Below are 20,103 nucleotides of genomic sequence, written 5' to 3' on the forward strand. Positions count from 1 at the left end.
GACGGCGCCGCGCAAAAGAAAAGGGCGGGAGTTAAGGGGTGGCGCTGCGTCGGGCGCGCGCTGTTTCAGGCCGCTTGGGAAAGTGCGGAAGGTGACGTAACAAGCTGGAACCGCATGGCTTTTCCATCCGCCGCCATGGACAGGCGCTGCATCTCGCCAAGCCCGGCGAGGGGGCGGACCACGGAAGTCACAAGCCGCGAGCGGATGTCGAGCAGAACCGATCCGCCGGGCCGGACCGAGGCGGCGAAGAAGTCGCGATAGGCATCTATGGGGAACAGGAAGCCGCAGGCAAGGAAGCTGACCGCAAGGTCGATGTTCCGCAGCGCGGTGATGTCCGCTGTTTGCGGGTTCAGCGTCCGCAGTCGGGAGGCGGGGCAGCCGTTCGCCAGCAGGAAACGCCGCGCCACCGCAAGGTCGGCGCAGGCGGCGCCGGTCTCGCTGAAGCGCATGCGCCGTTCGTCGGACCGTTCCGTGTCGATCAATGTCAGCGACGCGCCCAGGTCGGCCTGCGCCAACAGCCCGAAGAAGCCATAGCCACAGCCGATATCCGCGATGGTGCGGGGTGAGAGTTGCTTCAGCAGCGGGCGCAGGGCGCGGTATTCCAGAAAGACGGCGGCGGCGGCGCGGCGCAGCAGAGCGGGGCCAAAAGCCGTTGCAATGTCCAGCATCGGCGCCTCGTCGCCCCGGACCCATGTGCGCACGGCGCGTTTCCAATCCGGGACGTCGCCCAGAACCTCCGTTCGGTGCAAGGCGACCTGCGCGATGTCGCGCGTGTCGAACATCGACAGATCAAGCGACCGGATCGACTGGTTTTCCGCAAGCCGCAACAGAAGTTCAAAACGCGTCATGGGCCTTCCCTCCCCGAAAATCGGAATGTCCTTCAATTCCACCGTTGTCGCAGCGGAATCGGGCGGAAAGACGGTGATTTGCGCCGATCCGGGGACAGTTTAGGGGCGATCGGGGCTAGACCGACAGGCGTGTGGCCTGGCTTCCGCGTTCGCGGTAGGGAGTCGTGCTGTAATGCGCGCGGTAGCATTTCGAGAAATGCGAGGGGCTCGCGAAGCCGCAGGCCAGCGCCACGTTGATGACGCTCATGTCGGTCTGCATCAGCAGGTTGCGGGCCTTCTGAAGCCGCAGTTCCATGTAATAGCGCTTGGGCGAGCGGTTCAGGTAGCGGCGGAACAGCCGTTCCAGCTGGCGGGTCGACATGCCGACATCCTTGGCCAGCGTCGCCGGGCTGATCGGCTCTTCGATGTTCTGTTCCATCATATGGATCACCTGGCTCAGCTTCGGGTGCCGCACGCCGATACGGGTGGGGACCGAAAGCCGCTGGGTGTCCTGATCCGTGCGGATCGTGGTGTAGATCAACTGGTCGGCGACCGCGTTCGCCAGTTCCTCGCCGTGATCGCGGGCGATGATTTTCAGCATCAGGTCGATGGACGAGGTGCCGCCCGCCGTCGTGAACCGGTTGCCGTCCATCACAAAGACGGACTTGGTCAGTTCGACCTCGTCGAACTCCTCGGCAAAGCTGTCCTGGTTTTCCCAATGGATCGTGGCGCGCTTGCCGTCGAGCAGTCCGGCCTTGGCCAGCGTGTAACCGGCGGTGCAAAGCCCGCCCACGGTCGCGCCGCGCCGGGCCTCGCGCCGCAGCCAGTTCAGCACTTTCCGGCTGGACGCCGCCTGCACGTCGATGCCGCCGCATACAAGGATAGTGTCGTCGCGCTGCAATTCGCCCAGATCGCTGTCGAGCTTGAACTGCGTTCCGGCAGAGCAGGCGGCGAACTCGCCACCTTCGCCGACGAGGGTCCATTCGTACAGCGTCCGGCCCGCCATGCGGTTCGCGATGCGCAGCGATTCAAGCGCGCACGAGAAACACAGCATGGTGAAATTATCGAGCAGGACGAACACGAACCGGCTGGGTTTCTTGCCGGTGTCCTCTACCTCGACAATGTGGCGACTCAGCTCCATGTCTTCAGCACCCTTGCGCTAGGATCGGGAGACGGAAGCAGCTTTGCCGGACCCGCGCAAGGGAGCCGATGCACAAAAAACGGCACGCTGCGTCGGAAATGGGCGCACATTCCCGGTTCCAACGTAAACCTTCTGCCTTTATACGGAGGCACCTTTTTAGGCACACTTCGGAGGAAGACATGAGCAATTGGGACAAGTCTGGATGGCGCGCCAAGCCTCGGGTCCAGATGCCCGAGTATACGGATCAGGCCGCGCTGAACGCCGTTGAGGCGCAGCTGGCCAAGTATCCGCCGCTCGTCTTTGCCGGGGAATGCCGTCGTATGCGCGAGAAGCTTGCCGCGGTCTCGCGCGGCGAGGCGTTTCTCCTGCAGGGCGGGGACTGCGCCGAAAGCTTTAACGAGTTCTCGGCCGACAACATCCGCGACACCTTCAAGGTGCTTCTGCAGATGGCGATGATCCTGACCTTCGGCGCCAAGGTGCCGGTGGTGAAGGTGGGCCGCATGGCCGGCCAGTTCGCCAAACCGCGCTCGGCCCCGACCGAGACCGTCGGCGGCGTCGAACTGCCCAGCTACCGCGGCGACATCATCAACGGGTTCGACTTCACGCCGGACGCGCGGATTCCCGATCCGAACCGCATGCTGCAGGCCTACACGCAGGCCGCCGCCTCGCTGAACCTGCTGCGCGCCTTCTCGACCGGTGGTTTCGCCGACGTGCACCGCGTCCATGCGTGGACGCTGGGCTTCACCGAAAGCGACGAGGCGGAACGCTATCGTGACCTCGCCAACCGTCTGCAGGACGCGCTGGACTTCATGAAGGCCGCCGGTGTCAACGACACGACCAACAAGGACATGTCGACCGTCGACTTCTACACTAGCCACGAAGCGCTGCTTCTGGAGTACGAAGAAGCGCTGTGCCGGACGGATTCGACCTCGGGCGCGCAGATCGCGGGTTCGGGCCACATGATCTGGATCGGCGACCGCACCCGTCAGCCCGACGGCGCGCATGTCGAGTTCGCCCGTGGCGTTCAGAACCCCATCGGCCTGAAATGCGGCCCGTCGACCACCGTCGATGACCTGAAGGTGCTGATGGACAAGCTGAACCCGAACAACGAGGCCGGGCGTCTGACGCTGATCGCCCGTTTCGGCGCCGGCTCGGTCGGCGACCACCTGCCGCGCCTTGTGAAAGCGGTGCAGGAAGAGGGCGCGAATGTCGTCTGGTCCTGCGACCCGATGCACGGCAACACGATCAAGTCGTCCTCGGGCTACAAGACCCGTCCGTTCGACAGCGTGCTGCGCGAAGTGCAGGAATTCTTCGACATCCACAACGCCGAGGGCACGATCCCCGGCGGCGTGCACTTCGAGATGACCGGCAAGGACGTGACCGAGTGTACCGGCGGCGTGACCGCCGTGTCGGATGAGAACCTGTCCGACCGCTACCACACCGCATGCGACCCGCGCCTGAACGCAAGTCAGGCGCTGGAACTGGCCTTCCTCGTTGCCGAGGAAATCATCCAGCGTCGCGAACCGCAGCGGGTTGCAGCCGAGTAATCACGCGGGCTTCGGAAGAACAAAGGCGCGGTGTCCTGACGGATGCCGCGCCTTTTTCGTTGGCCAATGGGGAAAAGGGTCAGGCGCAGGCGGCCTTCTCGGCCTCGGCGAACGCCTCTGCCGCAGCATCAAGCGTCAGCATGATCGACGCGTGCCGGTTCTTGAAGTCGCGAGCGGGCAACAGCACCTCGAGCCCGTCGAACGGCGCATCCGGCACCGGGCCCTCGGACTTCAGCATCGCCTTCAACTGATTGCGGGCAACCTCGACCTCGGCGCGGGTGCGGCCGATGATGTTGCGCCCGACGATCGACGCCGCCGCCTGACCCAGCGCACAGGCTTTCACGTCCTGCGCATAGTCGGTGATCCGGCCATCCTCGGTCGTCAGGTCGACGGTCACCGTCGATCCGCACAGCGGAGAGCGCTTCTTGACCGACGCCTGCGGCGCGTCGAGACGCCCGAGGTGCGGGATATCGGCTGCGAGTTCAAGGATCTGGCCCGAATACAGCTTGATGAGATCGGAGTCGCTCATGGCTTTTCCTGCTGGCTTGAACCCCCTACATAGGGCGGCGCAATGCATGAGGAAAGGGGTTCGGTCATGGCGTTCGATCCGTCCACGTTGAAATTCGACGACAAGGGCCTGATCCCGGTCGTGGCCCAGCAGCACGACACGGGCGAGGTTCTGATGGTCGCGTGGATGAACGCGGACGCGGTGGCGAAGACGCTGGAGACCGGGCGCGTGACCTATTGGAGCCGCTCTCGCCAGAGTTACTGGATCAAGGGCGAGACCTCGGGCCACGTGCAGAAGCTGGTGGAACTGCGGGTCGATTGCGACCGCGATTGCCTGCTGGCGCTGGTCGAGCAGGAGGGCCCGGCCTGCCACACGAACCGGCGCAGTTGTTTCTACACCGCGATCCGCGACGGCGAGGAAGCCGAGATCATGTCGCCGATGGTGTGACCGTCAGGCCGATCATCTTCAGCACATCGTCCGGCGACAGCCCGTCCTCGCGGTAGGCGCGGATGGCGCGGGCGTCGTCGCGCTTTGCCAGCCGCTTGCCGGTGTCGTCCCGGATCAGGGCGTGGTGATGGTATTGCAGGATCGGCAGCCCCAGCAGCGCCTGAAGCAGCACGTGAATCCACGTGGCGGCGAACAGGTCTGCGCCGCGCACGACCTCGGTGATCCCCTGATCGGCGTCATCGACGACCACGGACAGGTGGTACGAGGTGCCCATGTCCTTCCGCGCAAGGATCACGTCGCCGATCTGCACGATCATGTCGTTGGCCACCAGCGGGTGAACGCCTGAGAACAGCGGCCCGGTCTCGCGGAAGGCGGGCAGGGCGTCGAGGTGGGCGGTGGCCCGCGTCATGTCGAGCCGGATCGCGTCGGTCGGTCCCGCCTCGGACATCGGGCGGCCCCGGCAGGTGCCCGGATAGATGACGCCGTCCGGCCCCTCGATGGGCGCGCCTTCCTGCGGGGCGGACAACGCCGCCCGGATGTCGCCGCGCGAGCAGTTGCAGGGGTAGCAAAGGCCCATCTCGATCAGCCGGTCCAGCGCCGCGCGATAGGCGGGCATCCGGTCGGACTGGCGCATCACCGGCGTAGGCCAGTCGAGGCCAAGCCAGCGCAGGTCGTCGTAGATCTGCTGTTCGTATTCGTCCCGCGACCGGGCGCGGTCGATATCCTCGATCCGCAGCAGAAAGGTCCCGTCATGCGACTGCGCGCACCGATAGGCGGTCAGGGCCGAGAAGGCGTGACCGATGTGCAGCGGCCCTGTCGGGGACGGGGCGAAGCGGGTGACGTAGCTCACGCCTTCTCGAACACGTAGACCGTCGACCCAAGGTCGATGCCGGGAATATGCGGTCCGTGTTCCTCGAACAGAAGGCTGGCCGTGCCGTTGGTCGTCCAGTCGCGCAGGGTCACCATGTAGTCGGGATCGGTCAGCGTGTGGTCGTTGAAGCTGAAGGCCAGCAACCCGCGCGGCGAGAGACCTTCCATCAGAATATCCAGCAGCTCGGCCGGACCCGCGCCCGAGCCGATCACGCCGCTGGCGGTGATGGCGTGGTACTTGCCAGAATCGAAGGGCAGTTCGGCGCCGGGATGGGCCTGCCACAGATCGCGGTACACGCCCTTGTCGGCGGCCTGCGCCAGCATCTCTGCCGACAGGTCGGTGCCGTCGATCACGGTAAAGCCGTTCTGGATCAGCGCCGCGCCGGACAATCCCGTGCCGCAGCCGAAATCCAGAACGGGCTTGTCCATGTTCTGAATCTGGGCGGCCAGCGCGCGCGCCACCCGCATCGGGGTGGCATAGCCTTGGTCCAGCAGCTCTTTGTCATAGCTGCCGGCCCATTCGTCGTAGATTTGTTTCGCCTCCTCGGTGGATTTCACCGAATAGACCTTTTCCAGGTATGTCTTGCTCATACGCCCGAGTTAGCGCGTTTTGCGGCGAATGGTACAGGGCGGCGCCGGAAAACCCGGCGCCGGGTCCGCCGATGTCAGGCCGCTTCGGTCGCGGCGGCCAGCCAGTCCGTCCACAGCGCCTTGGCTCGGTCGGTATAGGCCTTGTAGCGCGCCGGGCGATTGCGGCGGCCGCCCTTCAGGTCGACCGGCGGGAACAGCCCGAAATTCACGTTCATCGGCTGGAAGGTCTTCGCCTCGGCGCCGCCGGTGATGTGATGGATCAGCGCGCCCATCGCGGTCTCGGGCGGCGGGGCCTTGATCGGGCGGCCAAGGATCTCGGCGGCGGCCATGCGGCCTGCGAGCAGCCCCATCGCGGCGGATTCCACATAGCCTTCGACCCCGGTGATCTGCCCGGCAAAGCGGATGTTGGGCCGCGAGCGCAGGCGCATCTGGTCGTCCAGCAGCGTCGGCGAGTTGATGAAGGTGTTGCGGTGAATACCGCCAAGGCGGGCGAACTTCGCATCCTCCAGCCCCGGTATCATCCGGAACACGTCGGCCTGCGCGCCGTATTTCATCTTGGTCTGGAAGCCCACGATGTTGAACAGCGTGCCCAGCGCGTTGTCGCGGCGCAGCTGCACGATGGCCCAGGGCTTCACGTCCGGCTGGTGCGGGTTGGTCAGGCCCACGGGCTTCATCGGGCCGTGGCGCAGCGTCTCGCGGCCCCGCTCGGCCATCACCTCGATCGGCAGGCAGCCGTCGAAGTATTTCGCGGTCTCGCCTTCGTGGAACTCTGTTTTGTCAGCCTCGATCAGCGCGTCGATGAAGGCCTCGTACGTGGGCTTGTCCATCGGGCAGTTGAGGTAGGCCTTGCGCTCTTCCTCGGTCTCGCCCTTGTCATAACGGGACTGGAACCACGCTTTCTCCATGTCGATGCTCTCGGCATAGACGATGGGGGCGATGGCGTCGAAGAAGGCAAGCGCATCGGCGCCGGTCTCGGCGCGGATCGATTCTGCCAGATTGCCCGAGGTCAGCGGCCCGGTCGCGATGATCCATTTGCCGTCCGAGGGCAGGGCGGTGATCTCGCCGTCCTCGACCGTCACGCGCGGATGGGCGCGCAGCGTGTCGGTGACGGACTGGGCGAAGGGCTCGCGGTCGACGGCCAGCGCGCCGCCGGCGGGCAGGGCGTGACGGTCGGCGGTGGCCATGATCAGCCCGTCCGCCGCGCGCATTTCCCAGTGCAGAAGGCCCACGGCGTTCTGTTCGTCGTCGTCCGACCGGAAAGAGTTGGAACAGACCATCTCGGCAAGGTTGCCGGTGTGGTGCGCGAAGGTGCCGACCTTGGGCCGCATCTCGTGGATGACGACGTCGACGCCGGCGTTCGCGGCTTGCCAGGCGGCTTCCGAGCCTGCCATGCCGCCGCCGATGATGTGGAGTGTCTCGCTCATGCGCTTCCAGATATGGCGCAATCCCGGCTTTGAAAACCGGGATTCGCTGAAATCAGAAAGCGGAGGGGATCAGGCGGCGTTCTTCTTGCTGTCCCAGACGCCGTTGAAGATGCTGCGCGGGTTTTCCGCCGGGCGGGTGGGGTCGGGCCGTTCGGACCCGGCAGTGTCGCGCGTGGCCACGCGGCGCGGTGCGACGACCACGTTGACCAGCCGCGGCTCGGCCAGCGTGGTGACCAGCAGCGCGGCCAGCAGGGTCAGGTCGAGCGCGAGAACGGGGATCACGTCGCCGCCGGAATGCGCGAGCCGGATCACGCCGGTCGCGAAGACGTACAGCGCCAGCAGGACGGCGGCGGGCCGGACGGCGGTGCGGAACAGCAGGGCGAAGGCGCCGACGGCAAGGTAAACGGTGGTCAGGGTGATCGCCAGCGGCGCGGCGATGACGCCGTTCAGCAACGCGGCGCCGCTTTCGGTGATGTGCAGCGCGGCGGCGGTCGCAAGGAAGAACGCGCCGATCAGAATGCGGACCAGCGTGGCGCCACCGGCCAGGATGGCGGAAAGCAAGTTGCGGGTAGAGTTCTGCATGACCGTTTTCCCGTTCCCAAAGGGCGGAGCTATCCGCCGATCCCTGCACCGTTAACCAGCGATTTGGCGGCGCGGGGGCGCGATTGCGGCAAGGCCGGGGCGTGTCGTGGAAAAATCGTGGTCGGCCCCGCCCCTCTGGCTGGGGCAGGGCCGGAAAGGCTTAGTAACCGAAGTCGATGAGCGCGGCGCGCTGCGCGTCGGAGATACGCGACTTCAGCTTGTCGCGCTTGCCGATCTCGTATTCCAGCCCGATGCGGTAGATCGTGGCGGTGTCGTCGATAGTCGAGCTGTCGCCGAAAGACACGCCCGCATCAAGCCACAGGTTGTCCGTGACCTCGACGCCCGCGCTCACGCCGTAGATCACCACGTCGTCGCCGTCGATATCGAAGTAAGCCACCTGACCGCCAACGCGGAAGTCAACGCTGGCGTTGAAATAGTATTGGCCGGACATGGCCACCAGCGTCAGGTCGGTCTCGGGCGCCGCGAACAGCACGCCGTCGATGTCGAAGGTGCTGCCGTCATAGTCGACGCCAAGCGTATAGGTCACGTCCTCGGCGTCCACGTAGGTGCCGATCGAGGCGTAGAACAACAGGTCCGGGCTGGTCTCGTAACCGGCATAGACGGCATAGGCGACATCGTCTTCCGAGTCGGGCGCATAGCCGACGGCGGCGCCGAAGGTGTAGGGCCCGGTCTCGTACTCGCCGCCCAGCGTGTAGGTGGCGAAGGTGTCGTCGCCGAACAGGTCGTCGGTGACCGACACGGCCTCGATATCGAAATAGGCGGTGAAGGCGGGCGTGAAGTCATAGCCGATCGACGCGCCGTAGTAGAACAGGTCAGAGCCGTCGTCGATCAACACCGCATCGACGAACCCGCCGAAGGTGAAGCGGCCCTCGCGGGCTTCGAATTCGCCGCCCAGCGACGTCAGGCTGCTGGTGTCGCCATCCACTTCCAGCGAGCGGTAGGACAGGTCCGCACTGGCGTAGGTCCATTCGACGGCGGAGGCGGAAGCAGGGATCAGCGCCAGAGCGCTGGCAGTCAAGAGAAGTGCGTCTTTCATGATGTGGTCCCCAAAACGGTGGGAGGGTCAAAATATGGCGTTAAGTTAACACAACACAGATCGGACCCGAACAAAAAAATGGCCGCGCCCTTGGTTGGGGCGCGGTCGTGGATGAAAAAGCGACAGTCCGCTTATTCTGGGCCCTTTATTCCGGGGCTTCGGTGTCCTCTTCGGACTGTTCCGCGATCCACGCGACCGAAACGACTTCTTCCCCCGGCGCGGTGTTGAACACCTTCACGCCGCCTGCGGCGCGAGAGCGGAAGCTGATGCCGTCGACGGGGCAGCGGATCGACTGGCCGGTCGAGGTGACCAGCATGATCTGGTCGTCCATCTCGACCGGGAAGCTTGCGACGATTTCCCCGCCGCGCATCTGCTTTTCCCACGCCGTGACGCCAAGACCGCCACGCCCGCGCACCGGATAATCGTGGCTGGACGACAGCTTGCCCAGACCCCCGGCGGTGATCGTCAGGATCAGGTTCTCGGCTGCCGACATCTCTGCATAGCGCTCGGGCGGCAGCGGGCTGTTGGCGTTGCCCTCGTCGTCCTCGGACGCCTCGGCATCATCCGCCAGACCCGCCATCGCGCGGCGCATCTTGAGGTACGACGCGCGTTCATCCGATTCCGCGTCGAAGTGACGGATGATCGACATCGAAACGACCTCGTCGCCGTTGTTCAGCTTGACGCCGCGCACACCGGTCGAGGCGCGCGAGTTGAACACGCGGACCTCTGGCACCGGGAAGCGGATCGCGCGGCCCGAGTTCGTCACCAGCATCACGTCGTCGTCTTCCGAGCAGATGCGGGCGTTGATCAGCCGGACGCCTTCTTCCTCGCCCTCGAACTTCATCGCGATCTTGCCGTTCGATTTCACGTTGGTGAAATCGGACAGCCGGTTGCGCCGGACCGATCCCTTGCTGGTCGCGAAGACGATTTGCAGGTCGTTCCATTCGTTCTCGTCGCGATCCACCGGCATGATCGCCGCGATCGAAACGCCGGTCGGGATCGGCAGGATGTTGACGATGGCCTTTCCGCGCGCGGTGCGTCCGCCCGAGGGCAGGCGCCACGTCTTCAGCTTGTAGGCCATGCCGTCGGTCGTGAAGAACAGCAACTGCGTGTGGGTGTTGGCGACGAAGAGGGTCGTCACGACGTCCTCTTCCTTCAGCCCGCCACCCGACAGCCCCTTGCCGCCGCGCTTTTGTTCGCGGAACTCGACCAGCGGGGTGCGCTTGATATAGCCGCCCTGGGTCACGGTCACGACCATGTCCTCGCGCTCGATCAGGTCCTCGTCCATCATGTCGCCGGACCAGTCGGCGATCTCGGTGCGACGCGGGACCGCGAACAGCTCTTTCACCTCGGCCAGTTCGTCCGAGATGATCTGCATGATCCGCTCGCGCGAACGCAGGATGTCGAGGTAATCGCGGATCTTGCCGGCCAGTTCCTGCAGTTCGTCCGTGATTTCCTTGACGCCCAGCTGGGTCAGGCGCTGAAGTCGCAGATCGAGGATGGCGCGGGCCTGCGTTTCCGACAGGTTGTAGGTGCCGTCCTCGTTCATCTTGTGGCTGGGGTCGTCGATCAGCTGGATGTACTCGGCGATGTCCCCGGCGGGCCAGCGGCGCGTCATCAGCTTCTCGCGCGCTTCCGACGCATCGGCAGAGGCGCGGATGGTCGCGACCACCTCGTCGACGTTCGACACCGCGACGGCCAGACCGCACAGGATGTGCGAGCGCTCGCGCGCCTTGCGCAGCAGGTAGGCGGTGCGCCGGGCGACCACTTCTTCGCGGAACGTGATGAAGTGGGTCAGGAAGTCGCGCAGCGTCAGCTGTTCGGGCCGTCCGCCGTTCAGGGCCAGCATGTTGCAGCCGAACGAGGTTTGCAGCGAGGTGAAGCGGAACAGCTGGTTCAGCACGACTTCGGGCGTCGCGTCGCGCTTCAGTTCGATCACCACGCGGACGCCGACGCGGTCGGATTCGTCCTGCACGTTGGCGATACCGTCGATCTTCTTGTCCCGAGCAAGATCAGCGATCTGCTCGACCATCTTCATCTTGTTGACCTGATACGGGATCTCTTCGACGATGATGGCGAAGCGGTCCTTGCGGATCTCTTCGACCTTGGTCTTGGCGCGCAGCACGACCGAGCCGCGGCTTTCGGTATAGGCCTTCCGCGCGCCGCCACGGCCCAGCATCACGCCGCCGGTGGGGAAGTCGGGGCCGGGCACGTATTCCATCAGCTGGATGGAATCGAGATCCGGGTTCTCGATCAGCGCCTGTGTCGCGTCGATCACCTCGCCAAGGTTGTGGGGCGGGATGTTCGTGGCCATGCCGACCGCGATGCCGCCGGCGCCGTTGACCAGCATGTTCGGGAACCGCGCAGGCAGCACGACCGGTTCGGTCTGCTTGCCGTCGTAGTTGTCCTGAAAATCGACCGTGTCCTTGTCGATATCGGCAAGGATGAAGTTCGCCGCCTTCGCCATCCGGACTTCGGTGTACCGGAAGGCCGCGGGCGGGTCGCCGTCCATCGAGCCGAAGTTGCCCTGACCGTCGAGCAGCGGCAGCGACATCGAGAAGTCCTGCGTCATCCGCACCAGCGCGTCATAGATCGCGGCGTCGCCGTGCGGGTGATACTGACCCATCGTGTCGGCCACCGGGCGCGACGATTTGCGGTAGGGCTTGTCGAAGGTGTTCCCGACCTCGTTCATCGCGAACAGGATGCGGCGGTGCACAGGTTTCAGGCCATCGCGCAGATCGGGGATCGCGCGACTGACAATTACCGACATCGCGTAGTCGAGATACGCGTTGCGCATCTCGGCCTCGATGGTCACCGTCGGGCCTGTGGGTTCCGGCCGTTCCGGGGGAATTCCGTCTTCGTTTTCAGGGGTTTCTGGCGTGTCGCTCACGTGCCTACGCACCTTTCGCCTTGGCTCTATATCTTGTTGTCCCGCACTATACCCTGCCGAGGATATGGGGTTCAACACTGACTTTCATTTAAGCAAGCAGCCACCGGAGCAGAGTGCTAACACACTGTTTTTGTTGCTTATTAAAGAATCTCCGGCATGCTTTTCATACAGGTGTCACATGGAGGCGCAAGTGAGCATGTCGGAAACCGAACTGATGCTGAAGGGATACGGACTGACCACGGCAGAGATTTTCTATCGGATGCCGGACTTCAAGAACGTGCTGAACACGTTCGTCTGGCAGGATTACGACCTGGCCCCGGACCACCCGAAGCTGTTCGAGTTCATCGAGTTCTGGCAGGACAGCATCGAGGGGCCGCTGCATTCGGTGCGGTTCACCCATCGCAAGATGATCCGGCCGGGCGAATGGCGCAACGTGGTGGGCGAGTTCACCTATCACTGAAGCCCCTTAACCGTCCGGTCCCGGTCATTGAATTTCCCCGATTTGCCAGTAGGCTGGCGGCAACTTGCATTTTCAGGGGACGTTTTCAGATGTCGGATGACAAGCAGGGCGGCAAGGATCCGTCCTTCGAGGATCTTGGCGCCGAGGCGCGCCGTCTGGGCGAGGCCGCGTCGCGCTTTGCCCGCGAGGCCGGTCGGTTCGGGCAGGCCCGTGGCCGCGAATTCGCGGGCGCCGCGCGCAGTGCTTTCGACGAAGGCTCGGACATGACGCGCTCGGCGGTTCAGAAAAAGCCGTTCCTCGCCCTCGCCGCGGCGACGGGAATGGGGATCGTTATCGGGCTGCTGCGGCGGCGCTGATGTTCGCGTCTTTGGAATACCGCATCAAGCATGCGATCCGCTCGGGCCTGACACAGCTGATCAGCGCGCTGGTCGCGGTTTTCTTCATCGTTGCGGGGCTGTTGTGCCTGCTGGTGGCGCTTTGGATCGCGCTGGCCGACGCGCATGGCGCGGTCTTCGCGGCGCTGGTCACCGGCGGGGCGCTGATGGGGCTGGGGCTTGTCGTGCTGGCGGTTGGCCTGCTGATGCGTCCGCGCCCGCTGCCGCCCGCGCCGCCGGCCTTTCCGGTGGCCGAATTGGTGGCGGCGTTCCTGCAAGGCATGCAGGCCGCGCGTGCGCCCGCGCCAGAGCCCAAGGAAACGCCCGAACCCAAGCCGGAAAAGGACTGAGGCCGCCGGTGCTTCCGGCAGCCTCGGCCCGTCATGTCCGGATCAGGGAATGATGCGGGTGTACTTGGTACCTTTCAGCGTCGCACCGGCGATCAGGCCGGCCTGACCGAAGATCACCGCGATGATCGGAAGCAAGGCCGTGGTGGTGTCGGCCGAGAGGTTCTCGCCTTCCTGGTTCAGCGTGTATTCCACGTCCGCGCCCGCGGACCAGCCCGGCGAGCGGCGGAAGTTCTCCAGCGCGTCGGTGGTCATGAAGAACAGCACGTGGCTGTACTGCTGCGCGCCGATCTGAAGCCCGAAGGTGCCGGAGGCCGCCGAGTAGTAATCGACGGTGGCCCCGTTCACCCGCAGCGCGCCGCGGCCATAGGAACCGCCCAGCCCGAAGCCGGCCTTCGTCACCAGCGGCATGACCAGCATGCCGACGGACTTGTCGCGAAGATCAACGGTTTGGGGGTAGTTGGAATAAAGGAAGTTCAACGTCTGGTCCACGCGGGCGTCGATCATCTGCCCCCCGTTGGAGCCGACGCCGTTGCCGCAAGCGGCCAGAAGGCCTGCACTGCCGAGACCCGCGATGAAACCGCGGCGGGATGGAATGGTCATGATAGCTGCCCTTGTACTGCCGGTCTGCCTGTCGCGCCCGTTGTTATGCGGCGCTTGACCGTGAGAATAGCGCAACGATTCCGTCCTGTCACCCGCGAGATGCCGTGCCACGCGGCAAATCGGTGTCTCAGGCGCCCGCTTTCAGCGCGCGGGCGGCCTCGGGGGCGAAATAGGTCAGGATGCCGTCACAACCCGCGCGCTTGAAACACAAAAGGCTTTCCAGCATCACCTTGGGCCCGTCGAGCCACCCGTTCTGCGCCGCGCCCTTCAACATCGCGTACTCGCCCGACACCTGATAGGCGTAGGTCGGCACCTGAAGCTCGGACTTCACCCGGCGGCAGATGTCGAGATAGGGCATTCCCGGTTTCACCATCACCATGTCGGCGCCTTCCGACAGGTCGCGGGCGACCAGCCGCAGCGCCTCGTCCGAATTGCCGGGGTCCATCTGGTAGGTCTTCTTGTCGCCCTTCAGCGCCGCCGAGGCGCCCACCGCATCGCGGAACGGGCCATAGAAGCCCGAAGCATATTTGGCCGCGTAGGACAGGATCGTCACGTTCTGATACCCGGCCTGTTCCAGCGCCATCCGCATCGCGCCGATGCGGCCATCCATCATGTCGGACGGGCCGATGATGTCGGCCCCGGCCTCGGCCTGCGCCAGCGTCATCTTCACAAGCGCTTCGACCGTGGCGTCGTTGACGATCTCGCCATCCACCACAAAGCCGTCGTGGCCGTTGGCGTTGTAGGGGTCCAGCGCCACGTCGGTCATCACCGCGATTTCGGGGACCTCGGCCTTGATCGCGCGGATCGCGCGGTTGGTCAGGTTGTCCGGGCTCCACGCCATCGCGCAGTCCTCGGTCCGGTCCTCGGCGGCGGTGTAGGGAAACAGGCAGATCGCGGGGATGCCCAGCTTTGCCGCGTCCTCTGCCGCGCGCACCACCCGGTCCACCGTCAAGCGTGACACGCCGGGCATCGAGGCGATGGGCGTTTCGTCGTTCTCGCCGTCGCGGATGAACACCGGCCAGATGAAATCGTCGACGGTCAGGGTGTTCTCGCGCATCAGCCGGCGGCGCGAGTCATTGGCGCGCATGCGGCGGAAACGGGCGGCGGGGAAGGGTGCGGGAGCGGTGACCATGGGGAAGCCTGTCGTCTTGCGATTACAAATCGAGCCTTCGCAGGGAATTAGCGGCACCTCAAGTCTAGGAATTGCCGCAGGACGGGTCTAGGGTCCGCGCAAGACAAGAATGGACGGCCCGACGTGGACTGGTACAGCACCGTTTTCGAGCTGATAGACATGCGGTCGTTTTCCAATCTCTGGTATTGGATCGCACTCGCCGTGGTCTGGTCATCGGCCAGCCACTGGGTGCTTGGCGTGCCCTATGATCTGGTGCTCAGCGCCGCGCGCCATGGCGGGCAGCGGCAGATCGACCTTGAAGACCTCGTGCGGATCAACTGCAACCGCATCCTGCATATCGGCGAGGTGTCGGGGATGTGGATCATCGCGATGTCCTGCGCGCTGCTGTCGGGGCTGGCGGTCACCGGGTTCTACTATTGGATCGAGTTCGCGCAGGCGGTGTTCCTGATCCTGTTCCCGCTGGCCATCGTGGGCGTTCTGTCGATGGTCGCTGCCCGCAGCATCACCCTGCGCGCACTGACCGGAGAGGCGCTGCGCAAGCGGTTGCGGCTTCAGCGGCTGTTCACGCAGGTCATCGGCCTTGTGTCCATTTTCGTCACCGCGATGTGGGGCATGTGGCAGAATATGTCGCTGGGCGTTCTGGGCGGCTGACGGTGCGGCGCGGGCCGGCCCTGCGTCCGGCGCAAACCTGCCTGTTTGGCGGTTGACATGAACCGCTGGCTCGTTACCTGACCAAGGCCATGTCCCCGACCGAATTCATCACCGTTGGCGGCGCCCCCGAGGGGTATGACGCCCATCTCGTCCTTCGTGAACTGGAGCGCTCCGGCGGCCCGGTGATCCATGTCGCGCGCGACGACAAGCGGCTGGCCGCGATGCGCGCCGCACTGGAATTCTTCGACCCGCAGATGCCGGTGCTGAGCTTTCCGGGCTGGGATTGTCTGCCCTACGACCGCGTGTCGCCGCATGCGGACATTGCGGCTGCCCGGATGGCCGCGCTGGCGGGGCTGGTGGGCGGCATGCCCGCGAAGTTCGTACTGCTGACGACGCTGAACGCCGCAACCCAGCGCGTCCCCGCCCGCGAGGTGCTGCGCGAGGCGTCGTTCACCGCGCGGGTCGACGACCGGATCGACGAGGCGGGCCTGAGGAATTTCCTTGTCCGCATGGGCTTTACGCAGGCGCCCACCGTGATGGAGCCTGGCGACTATGCCGTGCGCGGCGGTATCATCGACATCTATCCTCCGGGCGAGGCCGGGCCGGTGCGTCTGGATCTGTTCGGCGACGTGCTGGACGGCGCGCGCCGCTTCGATCCGGTCAGCCAGCGCACGACCGAGAAGCTGGACGTGGTGGAACTGGCCCCGGTGTCCGAGGTGATCCTTGACGATGCCGCGATTACCCGGTTCCGCCAGAACTACCGCATCGAGTTCGGCGCGGCAGGCACCGACGACCCGCTTTACGAGGCGGTCAGCGCGGGGCGCAAGCATCAGGGGATCGAGCACTGGCTGCCGTTCTTCCACGAGAAGCTGGAAACGCTGTTCGACTATCTCCCCGGCGCGTCCCTGTGCCTTGACGATCAGGTCGCCCCGGCGCGGATCGCGCGGTGGGAGGGGATCGTCGATCAGTACGAGACCCGCCAGCATGCGATGACCCAGAAGAACCGGATCGACACCGTCTACAAGCCGTGCCCGCCGGGGCTTCTGTACCTTGACGAGGCGGCGTGGGACGCGGCTTTGGGCGCGCGGCGGGTGCTGCAATTCAGCCCGCTGCCGCAGGCCAGCGGACCCGGCGTGGTCGATGCGGGCGGGCGGATCGGGCGCAACTTCTCGCCCGAGCGGCAGCAGGAATCGGTCAGCCTGTTCGGCGCGGTGGCCGATCACGTCCGCGCCCGGATGAAGGCGGGGCCGGTGATGCTGGCCGCCTATTCCGAGGGCGCGGCCGAGCGGTTGGGGCACCTGCTTGAAGATCACGAGATCACCGGCGTGGAACGGGTGTCGCGCGCGGGCGAGTTGGTGGATCTGAAAGGTCCGGCGCTGGCCGTCTGGCCGCTGGAGACCGGGTTCACCACCGACACGATGACGGTTATCGCCGAGCAGGACATCCTCGGCGACCGCCTGATCCGGCAGCCCAAGAAAAAGCGCCGCGCCGAGAACTTCCTGACCGAGACGCAATCGCTGTCTCCCGGCGATCTGGTGGTTCACGTCGACCACGGCATCGGGCGCTACAAGGGGCTGGAGGTCGTATCGGCCCTTGGCGCGCCGCACGAATGCATCTGGCTGGAGTACGCGGGCGGCGACCGGCTGTTCCTGCCGGTCGAGAACATCGAACTGCTGTCGCGCTATGGCCACGAGGAAGGACTTCTCGACAAGCTTGGCGGCGGCGCGTGGCAGGCGAAGAAGGCGCGGCTGAAAGAGCGCATCCGCGAGATCGCCGACCGGCTGATCCGCGTGGCCGCCGAGCGCCATCTGCGCAAGGGCGCGATCATGGAACCGCCCAGCGGTATGTGGGACGCCTTCAGCGCCCGCTTCCCGTATCAGGAAACCGACGATCAGCTGTCCGCCATCGCCGACGTGCTGGGCGACCTTGGATCCGGCACTCCGATGGACAGGCTGGTCTGTGGCGACGTCGGCTTTGGCAAGACAGAGGTGGCGATGCGGGCCGCCTTCGTCGCCGCGATGAGCGGGCGGCAGGTTGCGGTGATCGCGCCGACGACGCTGCTGGCGCGGCAGCACTACAAAAGCTTCGCCGAACGCTTCCGGGGTTTCCCGGTCGAGGTGCGGCAACTGTCGCGCTTCGTCACCGCCAAGGACGCCGCCGACACCCGCGACGCGATCAGCCGGGGCACCTGCGACATCGTCATCGGCACCCACGCGCTGCTGGCGAAGGGGATCCGGTTCAAGGACTTGGGCCTGCTGGTGATCGACGAGGAACAGCACTTCGGTGTCGGCCACAAGGAGCGGCTGAAGGAACTGCGCACCGACGTCCATGTGCTGACCCTGACCGCGACGCCCATCCCCCGCACGCTGCAACTGTCGCTGACCGGCGTGCGCGACCTGTCCATCATCGGCACCCCGCCGGTCGACCGTCTGGCGATCCGCACCTACGTGTCCGAGTTCGACGCGGTGACGATCCGCGAGGCGCTGCTGCGCGAACACTATCGCGGCGGGCAGTCGTTCTACGTGGTGCCGCGTATCAGCGATCTGCCCGAGGTCGAAGCGTTCCTGAAGGATCAGGTGCCCGAGGTGAGTTATGTCACCGCCCACGGCCAGATGGCGGCGGGCGAGCTGGATGACCGGATGAACGCCTTCTATGACGGCAAGTACGACGTTCTGCTGGCGACGACGATCGTGGAGTCGGGTCTGGATATCCCGACCGCGAACACGATGGTGGTGCACCGGGCCGATATGTTCGGTCTTGCGCAGTTGTACCAGATCCGGGGCAGGGTGGGCCGGTCGAAGACCCGCGCCTATGCCTACCTGACGACCAAGCCGCGCACCCCGCTGACGCCGACCGCCGAGAAGCGGCTTCGGGTCCTGGGCTCGCTCGACTCGCTGGGTGCGGGCTTCACGCTGGCCAGCCAGGATCTCGACATTCGCGGCGCCGGGAACCTTCTGGGCGAAGAGCAGTCCGGCAACATCAACGAGGTCGGCTACGAACTTTATCAATCGATGCTGGAAGAGGCGATCGCCAAGATCAAGGCGGGCGAGTTGGAGGGGCTGACCGAGACCGGCAGTGGCCAGTGGGCGCCGCAGATCAACCTTGGCGTCCCGGTGTTGATCCCCGAGGATTACGTGCCCGATCTCGACGTGCGTCTGGGGCTCTACCGCCGCCTGTCCGAGCTGCACACCAAGGTCGAGCTGGAAGGCTTCGCCGCCGAATTGATCGACCGTTTCGGCAAGCTGCCGAAAGAGGTGAACATGCTGATGCTGATCGTGCGCATCAAGGACATGTGCAAACGCGCGGGTATCGCCAAGCTGGACGGCGGCCCGAAAGGCGCGACGATCCAGTTCCATCAGGACAAGTTCGCCAACCCGGCGGGGCTTGTGGACTTCATCAAGGCCCAGAAGGATCAGGCCAAGGTGAAGGACAACAAGATCGTCGTGCGGCGGGACTGGACCAAGACCAAGGACCGGATACAGGGCGCGTTCAACATCGCGCAGGATCTGGCCAAGCACGCGAAGGTCGAGAAGACGAAGGCGTAAGAGGTGTTCAGAACCCGGAGAACACCATGTCCAGAGCGCCGCGGATCTCGTAATCTCGCGCGGTCATGTCGGCAAGCGGCGGACCTTGGACCATGTGCTGCGGCACGGCGGCAAGTTCTGCGGTGTGCAGGACGTGTGGTTGCCCGGAGAGGTCGAAAACGGGCTCCAGCCGGGTGAAGGGGCGCGGACCGTCCGCAAGCGGGATCAGCGGGGCGACCACGCGCGTGCCGGTCTCGATCAAGTCGGACTGAAGGTCCATAACCAAGGGGCCTGCCGACAGCCGGTAGACGCAGAACTGCGCCATTACTCGGTCTTGAGGGTCTGATGCCTTGCCAAGGGAAGTCCGTTGGCGGTCAGCCAGTCCTTCCGTTCCTTCAACGCCTCCGCATTCTCGTCGGCCCAGTTCCGGGCGCGCGCCTCGCGGACGGCCTGCGCGAGCGCAGCGTTGCTGATCGACGAGACGTTCAGGTCAAGCGCTCGCGCCGCGTCAAGGGTCTCGGCGTCGACAGAGATGTTGGTGCGCTGTTTTCCGGATTTCTGTCGGTTCATGGTGTGATCCCCAAGGGCAACACCAGAGTACACACGGTTCGTGTGTATATCAATGAAACGGGCCGGCCCATGTGGCCGGCCCTTCGATCTTACGCGGCCTTGTCGGCCTGTACGTGGGCGGTCAGCGCCTCGATGTCCTTGAAGAACATGTAGTTGTCGTTCGCGCCTGCGGGCCGGTCGCCAAGGAAGGCAAGCGGCAGTTTGCGGGCGGCGAGCGTGCGCTGCACGGTGTCTGCGATGCCGGTGGCCGGATCGAAGAAATCCGCGCTCAGCCGGGCCACGGGAACCGCGATGGCGCGGGCGCCCTGGGTCGAGGCTTCACCAAGCACGACCTGCAGGCCCGAGCCGCCGCCGAGGGGAACGCCGGTCTCGCCACAGGCGAGGACCGGAACGCCCCCGATGTTTTTCAGTACGTCTGCCATGTTGATACTCCTGTAGAGATTGCCCGGCGCATAAAGGGCGACGCCGGGACGATGTCGGATTCGGGAAAAGGAATTTTTCGAAATCGGTCGGTGAAACGCCCCGCGCGGCGGGACGTTCGGATGGGCGTTATAGGGG

The 20,103-nt window shown here is 65.2% G+C and carries 21 protein-coding genes; 7 read left to right on the forward strand and 14 right to left on the reverse strand.

Translation table 11 applies throughout. The annotated features are described in order from the left end of the window. Positions 1-65: 65 nt before the first annotated feature. Together ACP156_RS07315 and ACP156_RS07320 are read right to left on the reverse strand one after the other, a co-directional pair. On the reverse strand, positions 66-848 hold the full coding sequence (locus ACP156_RS07315; RefSeq protein ID WP_425050609.1) for a class I SAM-dependent methyltransferase: 783 nt from the start codon (positions 846-848) through the stop codon (positions 66-68). 115 nt (positions 849-963) lie between these two features. Next, positions 964-1,968, reverse strand: coding sequence for a GlxA family transcriptional regulator (locus tag ACP156_RS07320; RefSeq protein ID WP_425050611.1), 1,005 nt, complete (start codon positions 1,966-1,968; stop codon positions 964-966). Positions 1,969-2,147: 179 nt separating this feature from the next. Here ACP156_RS07320 and ACP156_RS07325 point away from each other — a divergent pair, with 179 nt between their 5' ends. Continuing rightward, positions 2,148-3,515, forward strand: a complete 1,368-nt coding sequence (locus tag ACP156_RS07325) for a class II 3-deoxy-7-phosphoheptulonate synthase (protein ID WP_425050612.1) — start codon at positions 2,148-2,150, stop codon at positions 3,513-3,515. A gap of 79 nt (positions 3,516-3,594) precedes the next feature. On the opposite strand, the gene ACP156_RS07330 is transcribed toward ACP156_RS07325, so the two are convergent. Further along, positions 3,595-4,044 carry an iron-sulfur cluster assembly scaffold protein gene (locus ACP156_RS07330; RefSeq protein WP_425050613.1) on the reverse strand — a complete coding sequence of 150 codons (450 nt, stop codon included), beginning with the start codon at positions 4,042-4,044 and terminating at the stop codon, positions 3,595-3,597. A 66-nt stretch (positions 4,045-4,110) separates the two neighbouring features. On the opposite strand from ACP156_RS07330, the gene hisI reads away from it, so the two are divergent. Next, positions 4,111-4,470, forward strand: coding sequence for a phosphoribosyl-AMP cyclohydrolase (gene hisI / locus ACP156_RS07335; protein WP_425050614.1), 360 nt, complete (start codon positions 4,111-4,113; stop codon positions 4,468-4,470). On the opposite strand, the gene gluQRS is transcribed toward hisI, so the two are convergent. The 6 genes from gluQRS to gyrA all read right to left on the reverse strand — a co-directional run bounded on the left by gluQRS (position 4,451) and on the right by gyrA (position 11,884). Further along, positions 4,451-5,320, reverse strand: a complete 870-nt coding sequence (gene gluQRS, locus ACP156_RS07340; protein WP_425050615.1) for a tRNA glutamyl-Q(34) synthetase GluQRS — start codon at positions 5,318-5,320, stop codon at positions 4,451-4,453. The two genes, hisI and gluQRS, sit on opposite strands and share 20 nt — an antisense overlap. After that, a complete protein-coding gene (locus ACP156_RS07345; protein ID WP_425050616.1) occupies positions 5,317-5,931 on the reverse strand; it encodes a class I SAM-dependent DNA methyltransferase in 615 nt (204 codons plus the stop codon). The genes gluQRS and ACP156_RS07345 overlap by 4 nt, the downstream gene beginning before the upstream one ends. Positions 5,932-6,005: 74 nt before the next feature. Beyond that, on the reverse strand, positions 6,006-7,355 hold the full coding sequence (trmFO, locus tag ACP156_RS07350) for a methylenetetrahydrofolate--tRNA-(uracil(54)-C(5))-methyltransferase (FADH(2)-oxidizing) TrmFO (protein WP_425050617.1): 1,350 nt from the start codon (positions 7,353-7,355) through the stop codon (positions 6,006-6,008). Between the two features lie 69 nt (positions 7,356-7,424). Next, positions 7,425-7,937, reverse strand: coding sequence for a hypothetical protein (locus ACP156_RS07355; protein WP_425050618.1), 513 nt, complete (start codon positions 7,935-7,937; stop codon positions 7,425-7,427). Between the two features lie 160 nt (positions 7,938-8,097). Continuing rightward, entirely contained in the window at positions 8,098-8,994 is an 897-nt protein-coding gene (locus tag ACP156_RS07360) for a hypothetical protein (RefSeq protein ID WP_425050619.1), read from the reverse strand. A 145-nt stretch (positions 8,995-9,139) separates the two neighbouring features. Continuing rightward, positions 9,140-11,884: a DNA gyrase subunit A gene (gene gyrA / locus ACP156_RS07365; RefSeq protein WP_425050620.1), complete on the reverse strand. Its 2,745-nt coding sequence runs from the start codon at positions 11,882-11,884 to the stop codon at positions 9,140-9,142. Between the two features lie 196 nt (positions 11,885-12,080). On the opposite strand from gyrA, the gene ACP156_RS07370 reads away from it, so the two are divergent. The 3 genes from ACP156_RS07370 (at position 12,081) to ACP156_RS07380 (ending at position 13,068) form a co-directional block, all read left to right on the forward strand. Next, positions 12,081-12,344: an usg protein gene (locus tag ACP156_RS07370; protein WP_425050830.1), complete on the forward strand. Its 264-nt coding sequence runs from the start codon at positions 12,081-12,083 to the stop codon at positions 12,342-12,344. Positions 12,345-12,433: 89 nt separating this feature from the next. Continuing rightward, on the forward strand, positions 12,434-12,700 hold the full coding sequence (locus tag ACP156_RS07375; RefSeq protein ID WP_425050621.1) for a hypothetical protein: 267 nt from the start codon (positions 12,434-12,436) through the stop codon (positions 12,698-12,700). After that, on the forward strand, positions 12,700-13,068 hold the full coding sequence (locus ACP156_RS07380; RefSeq protein ID WP_425050622.1) for a hypothetical protein: 369 nt from the start codon (positions 12,700-12,702) through the stop codon (positions 13,066-13,068). The genes ACP156_RS07375 and ACP156_RS07380 overlap by 1 nt, the downstream gene beginning before the upstream one ends. Before the next feature lie 42 nt (positions 13,069-13,110). Here ACP156_RS07380 and ACP156_RS07385 read toward each other — a convergent pair whose 3' ends face one another. Both ACP156_RS07385 and hemB read right to left on the reverse strand, forming a co-directional pair. Continuing rightward, a complete protein-coding gene (locus ACP156_RS07385; RefSeq protein ID WP_425050623.1) occupies positions 13,111-13,668 on the reverse strand; it encodes a YSC84-related protein in 558 nt (185 codons plus the stop codon). 127 nt (positions 13,669-13,795) lie between these two features. Then, positions 13,796-14,800, reverse strand: coding sequence for a porphobilinogen synthase (hemB, locus tag ACP156_RS07390; RefSeq protein WP_425050624.1), 1,005 nt, complete (start codon positions 14,798-14,800; stop codon positions 13,796-13,798). 123 nt (positions 14,801-14,923) lie between these two features. Here hemB and ACP156_RS07395 point away from each other — a divergent pair, with 123 nt between their 5' ends. Together ACP156_RS07395 and mfd are read left to right on the forward strand one after the other, a co-directional pair. Next, a complete protein-coding gene (locus ACP156_RS07395) occupies positions 14,924-15,451 on the forward strand; it encodes a component of SufBCD complex (RefSeq protein ID WP_425050625.1) in 528 nt (175 codons plus the stop codon). An 89-nt stretch (positions 15,452-15,540) separates the two neighbouring features. After that, a complete protein-coding gene (mfd, locus tag ACP156_RS07400) occupies positions 15,541-18,996 on the forward strand; it encodes a transcription-repair coupling factor (protein ID WP_425050626.1) in 3,456 nt (1,151 codons plus the stop codon). Between the two features lie 7 nt (positions 18,997-19,003). Here mfd and ACP156_RS07405 read toward each other — a convergent pair whose 3' ends face one another. From ACP156_RS07405 to ACP156_RS07415, 3 genes are all read right to left on the reverse strand, one after another. Further along, the gene (locus ACP156_RS07405) at positions 19,004-19,300 is read right to left on the reverse strand and encodes a CcdB family protein (RefSeq protein ID WP_425050627.1); all 297 of its coding nucleotides are present in this window, start codon (positions 19,298-19,300) and stop codon (positions 19,004-19,006) included. Then, positions 19,300-19,545, reverse strand: a complete 246-nt coding sequence (locus ACP156_RS07410) for a type II toxin-antitoxin system CcdA family antitoxin (protein WP_425050628.1) — start codon at positions 19,543-19,545, stop codon at positions 19,300-19,302. Before ACP156_RS07410 ends, ACP156_RS07405 begins: the two co-directional genes overlap by 1 nt. Before the next feature lie 89 nt (positions 19,546-19,634). Continuing rightward, positions 19,635-19,967 carry a hypothetical protein gene (locus ACP156_RS07415; protein ID WP_425050629.1) on the reverse strand — a complete coding sequence of 111 codons (333 nt, stop codon included), beginning with the start codon at positions 19,965-19,967 and terminating at the stop codon, positions 19,635-19,637. Positions 19,968-20,103 lie beyond the last annotated feature (136 nt).

Source organism: Psychromarinibacter sp. S121 (assembly GCF_049801035.1).
In the GTDB taxonomy this organism is placed as follows: Bacteria; Pseudomonadota; Alphaproteobacteria; order Rhodobacterales; family Rhodobacteraceae; genus Psychromarinibacter.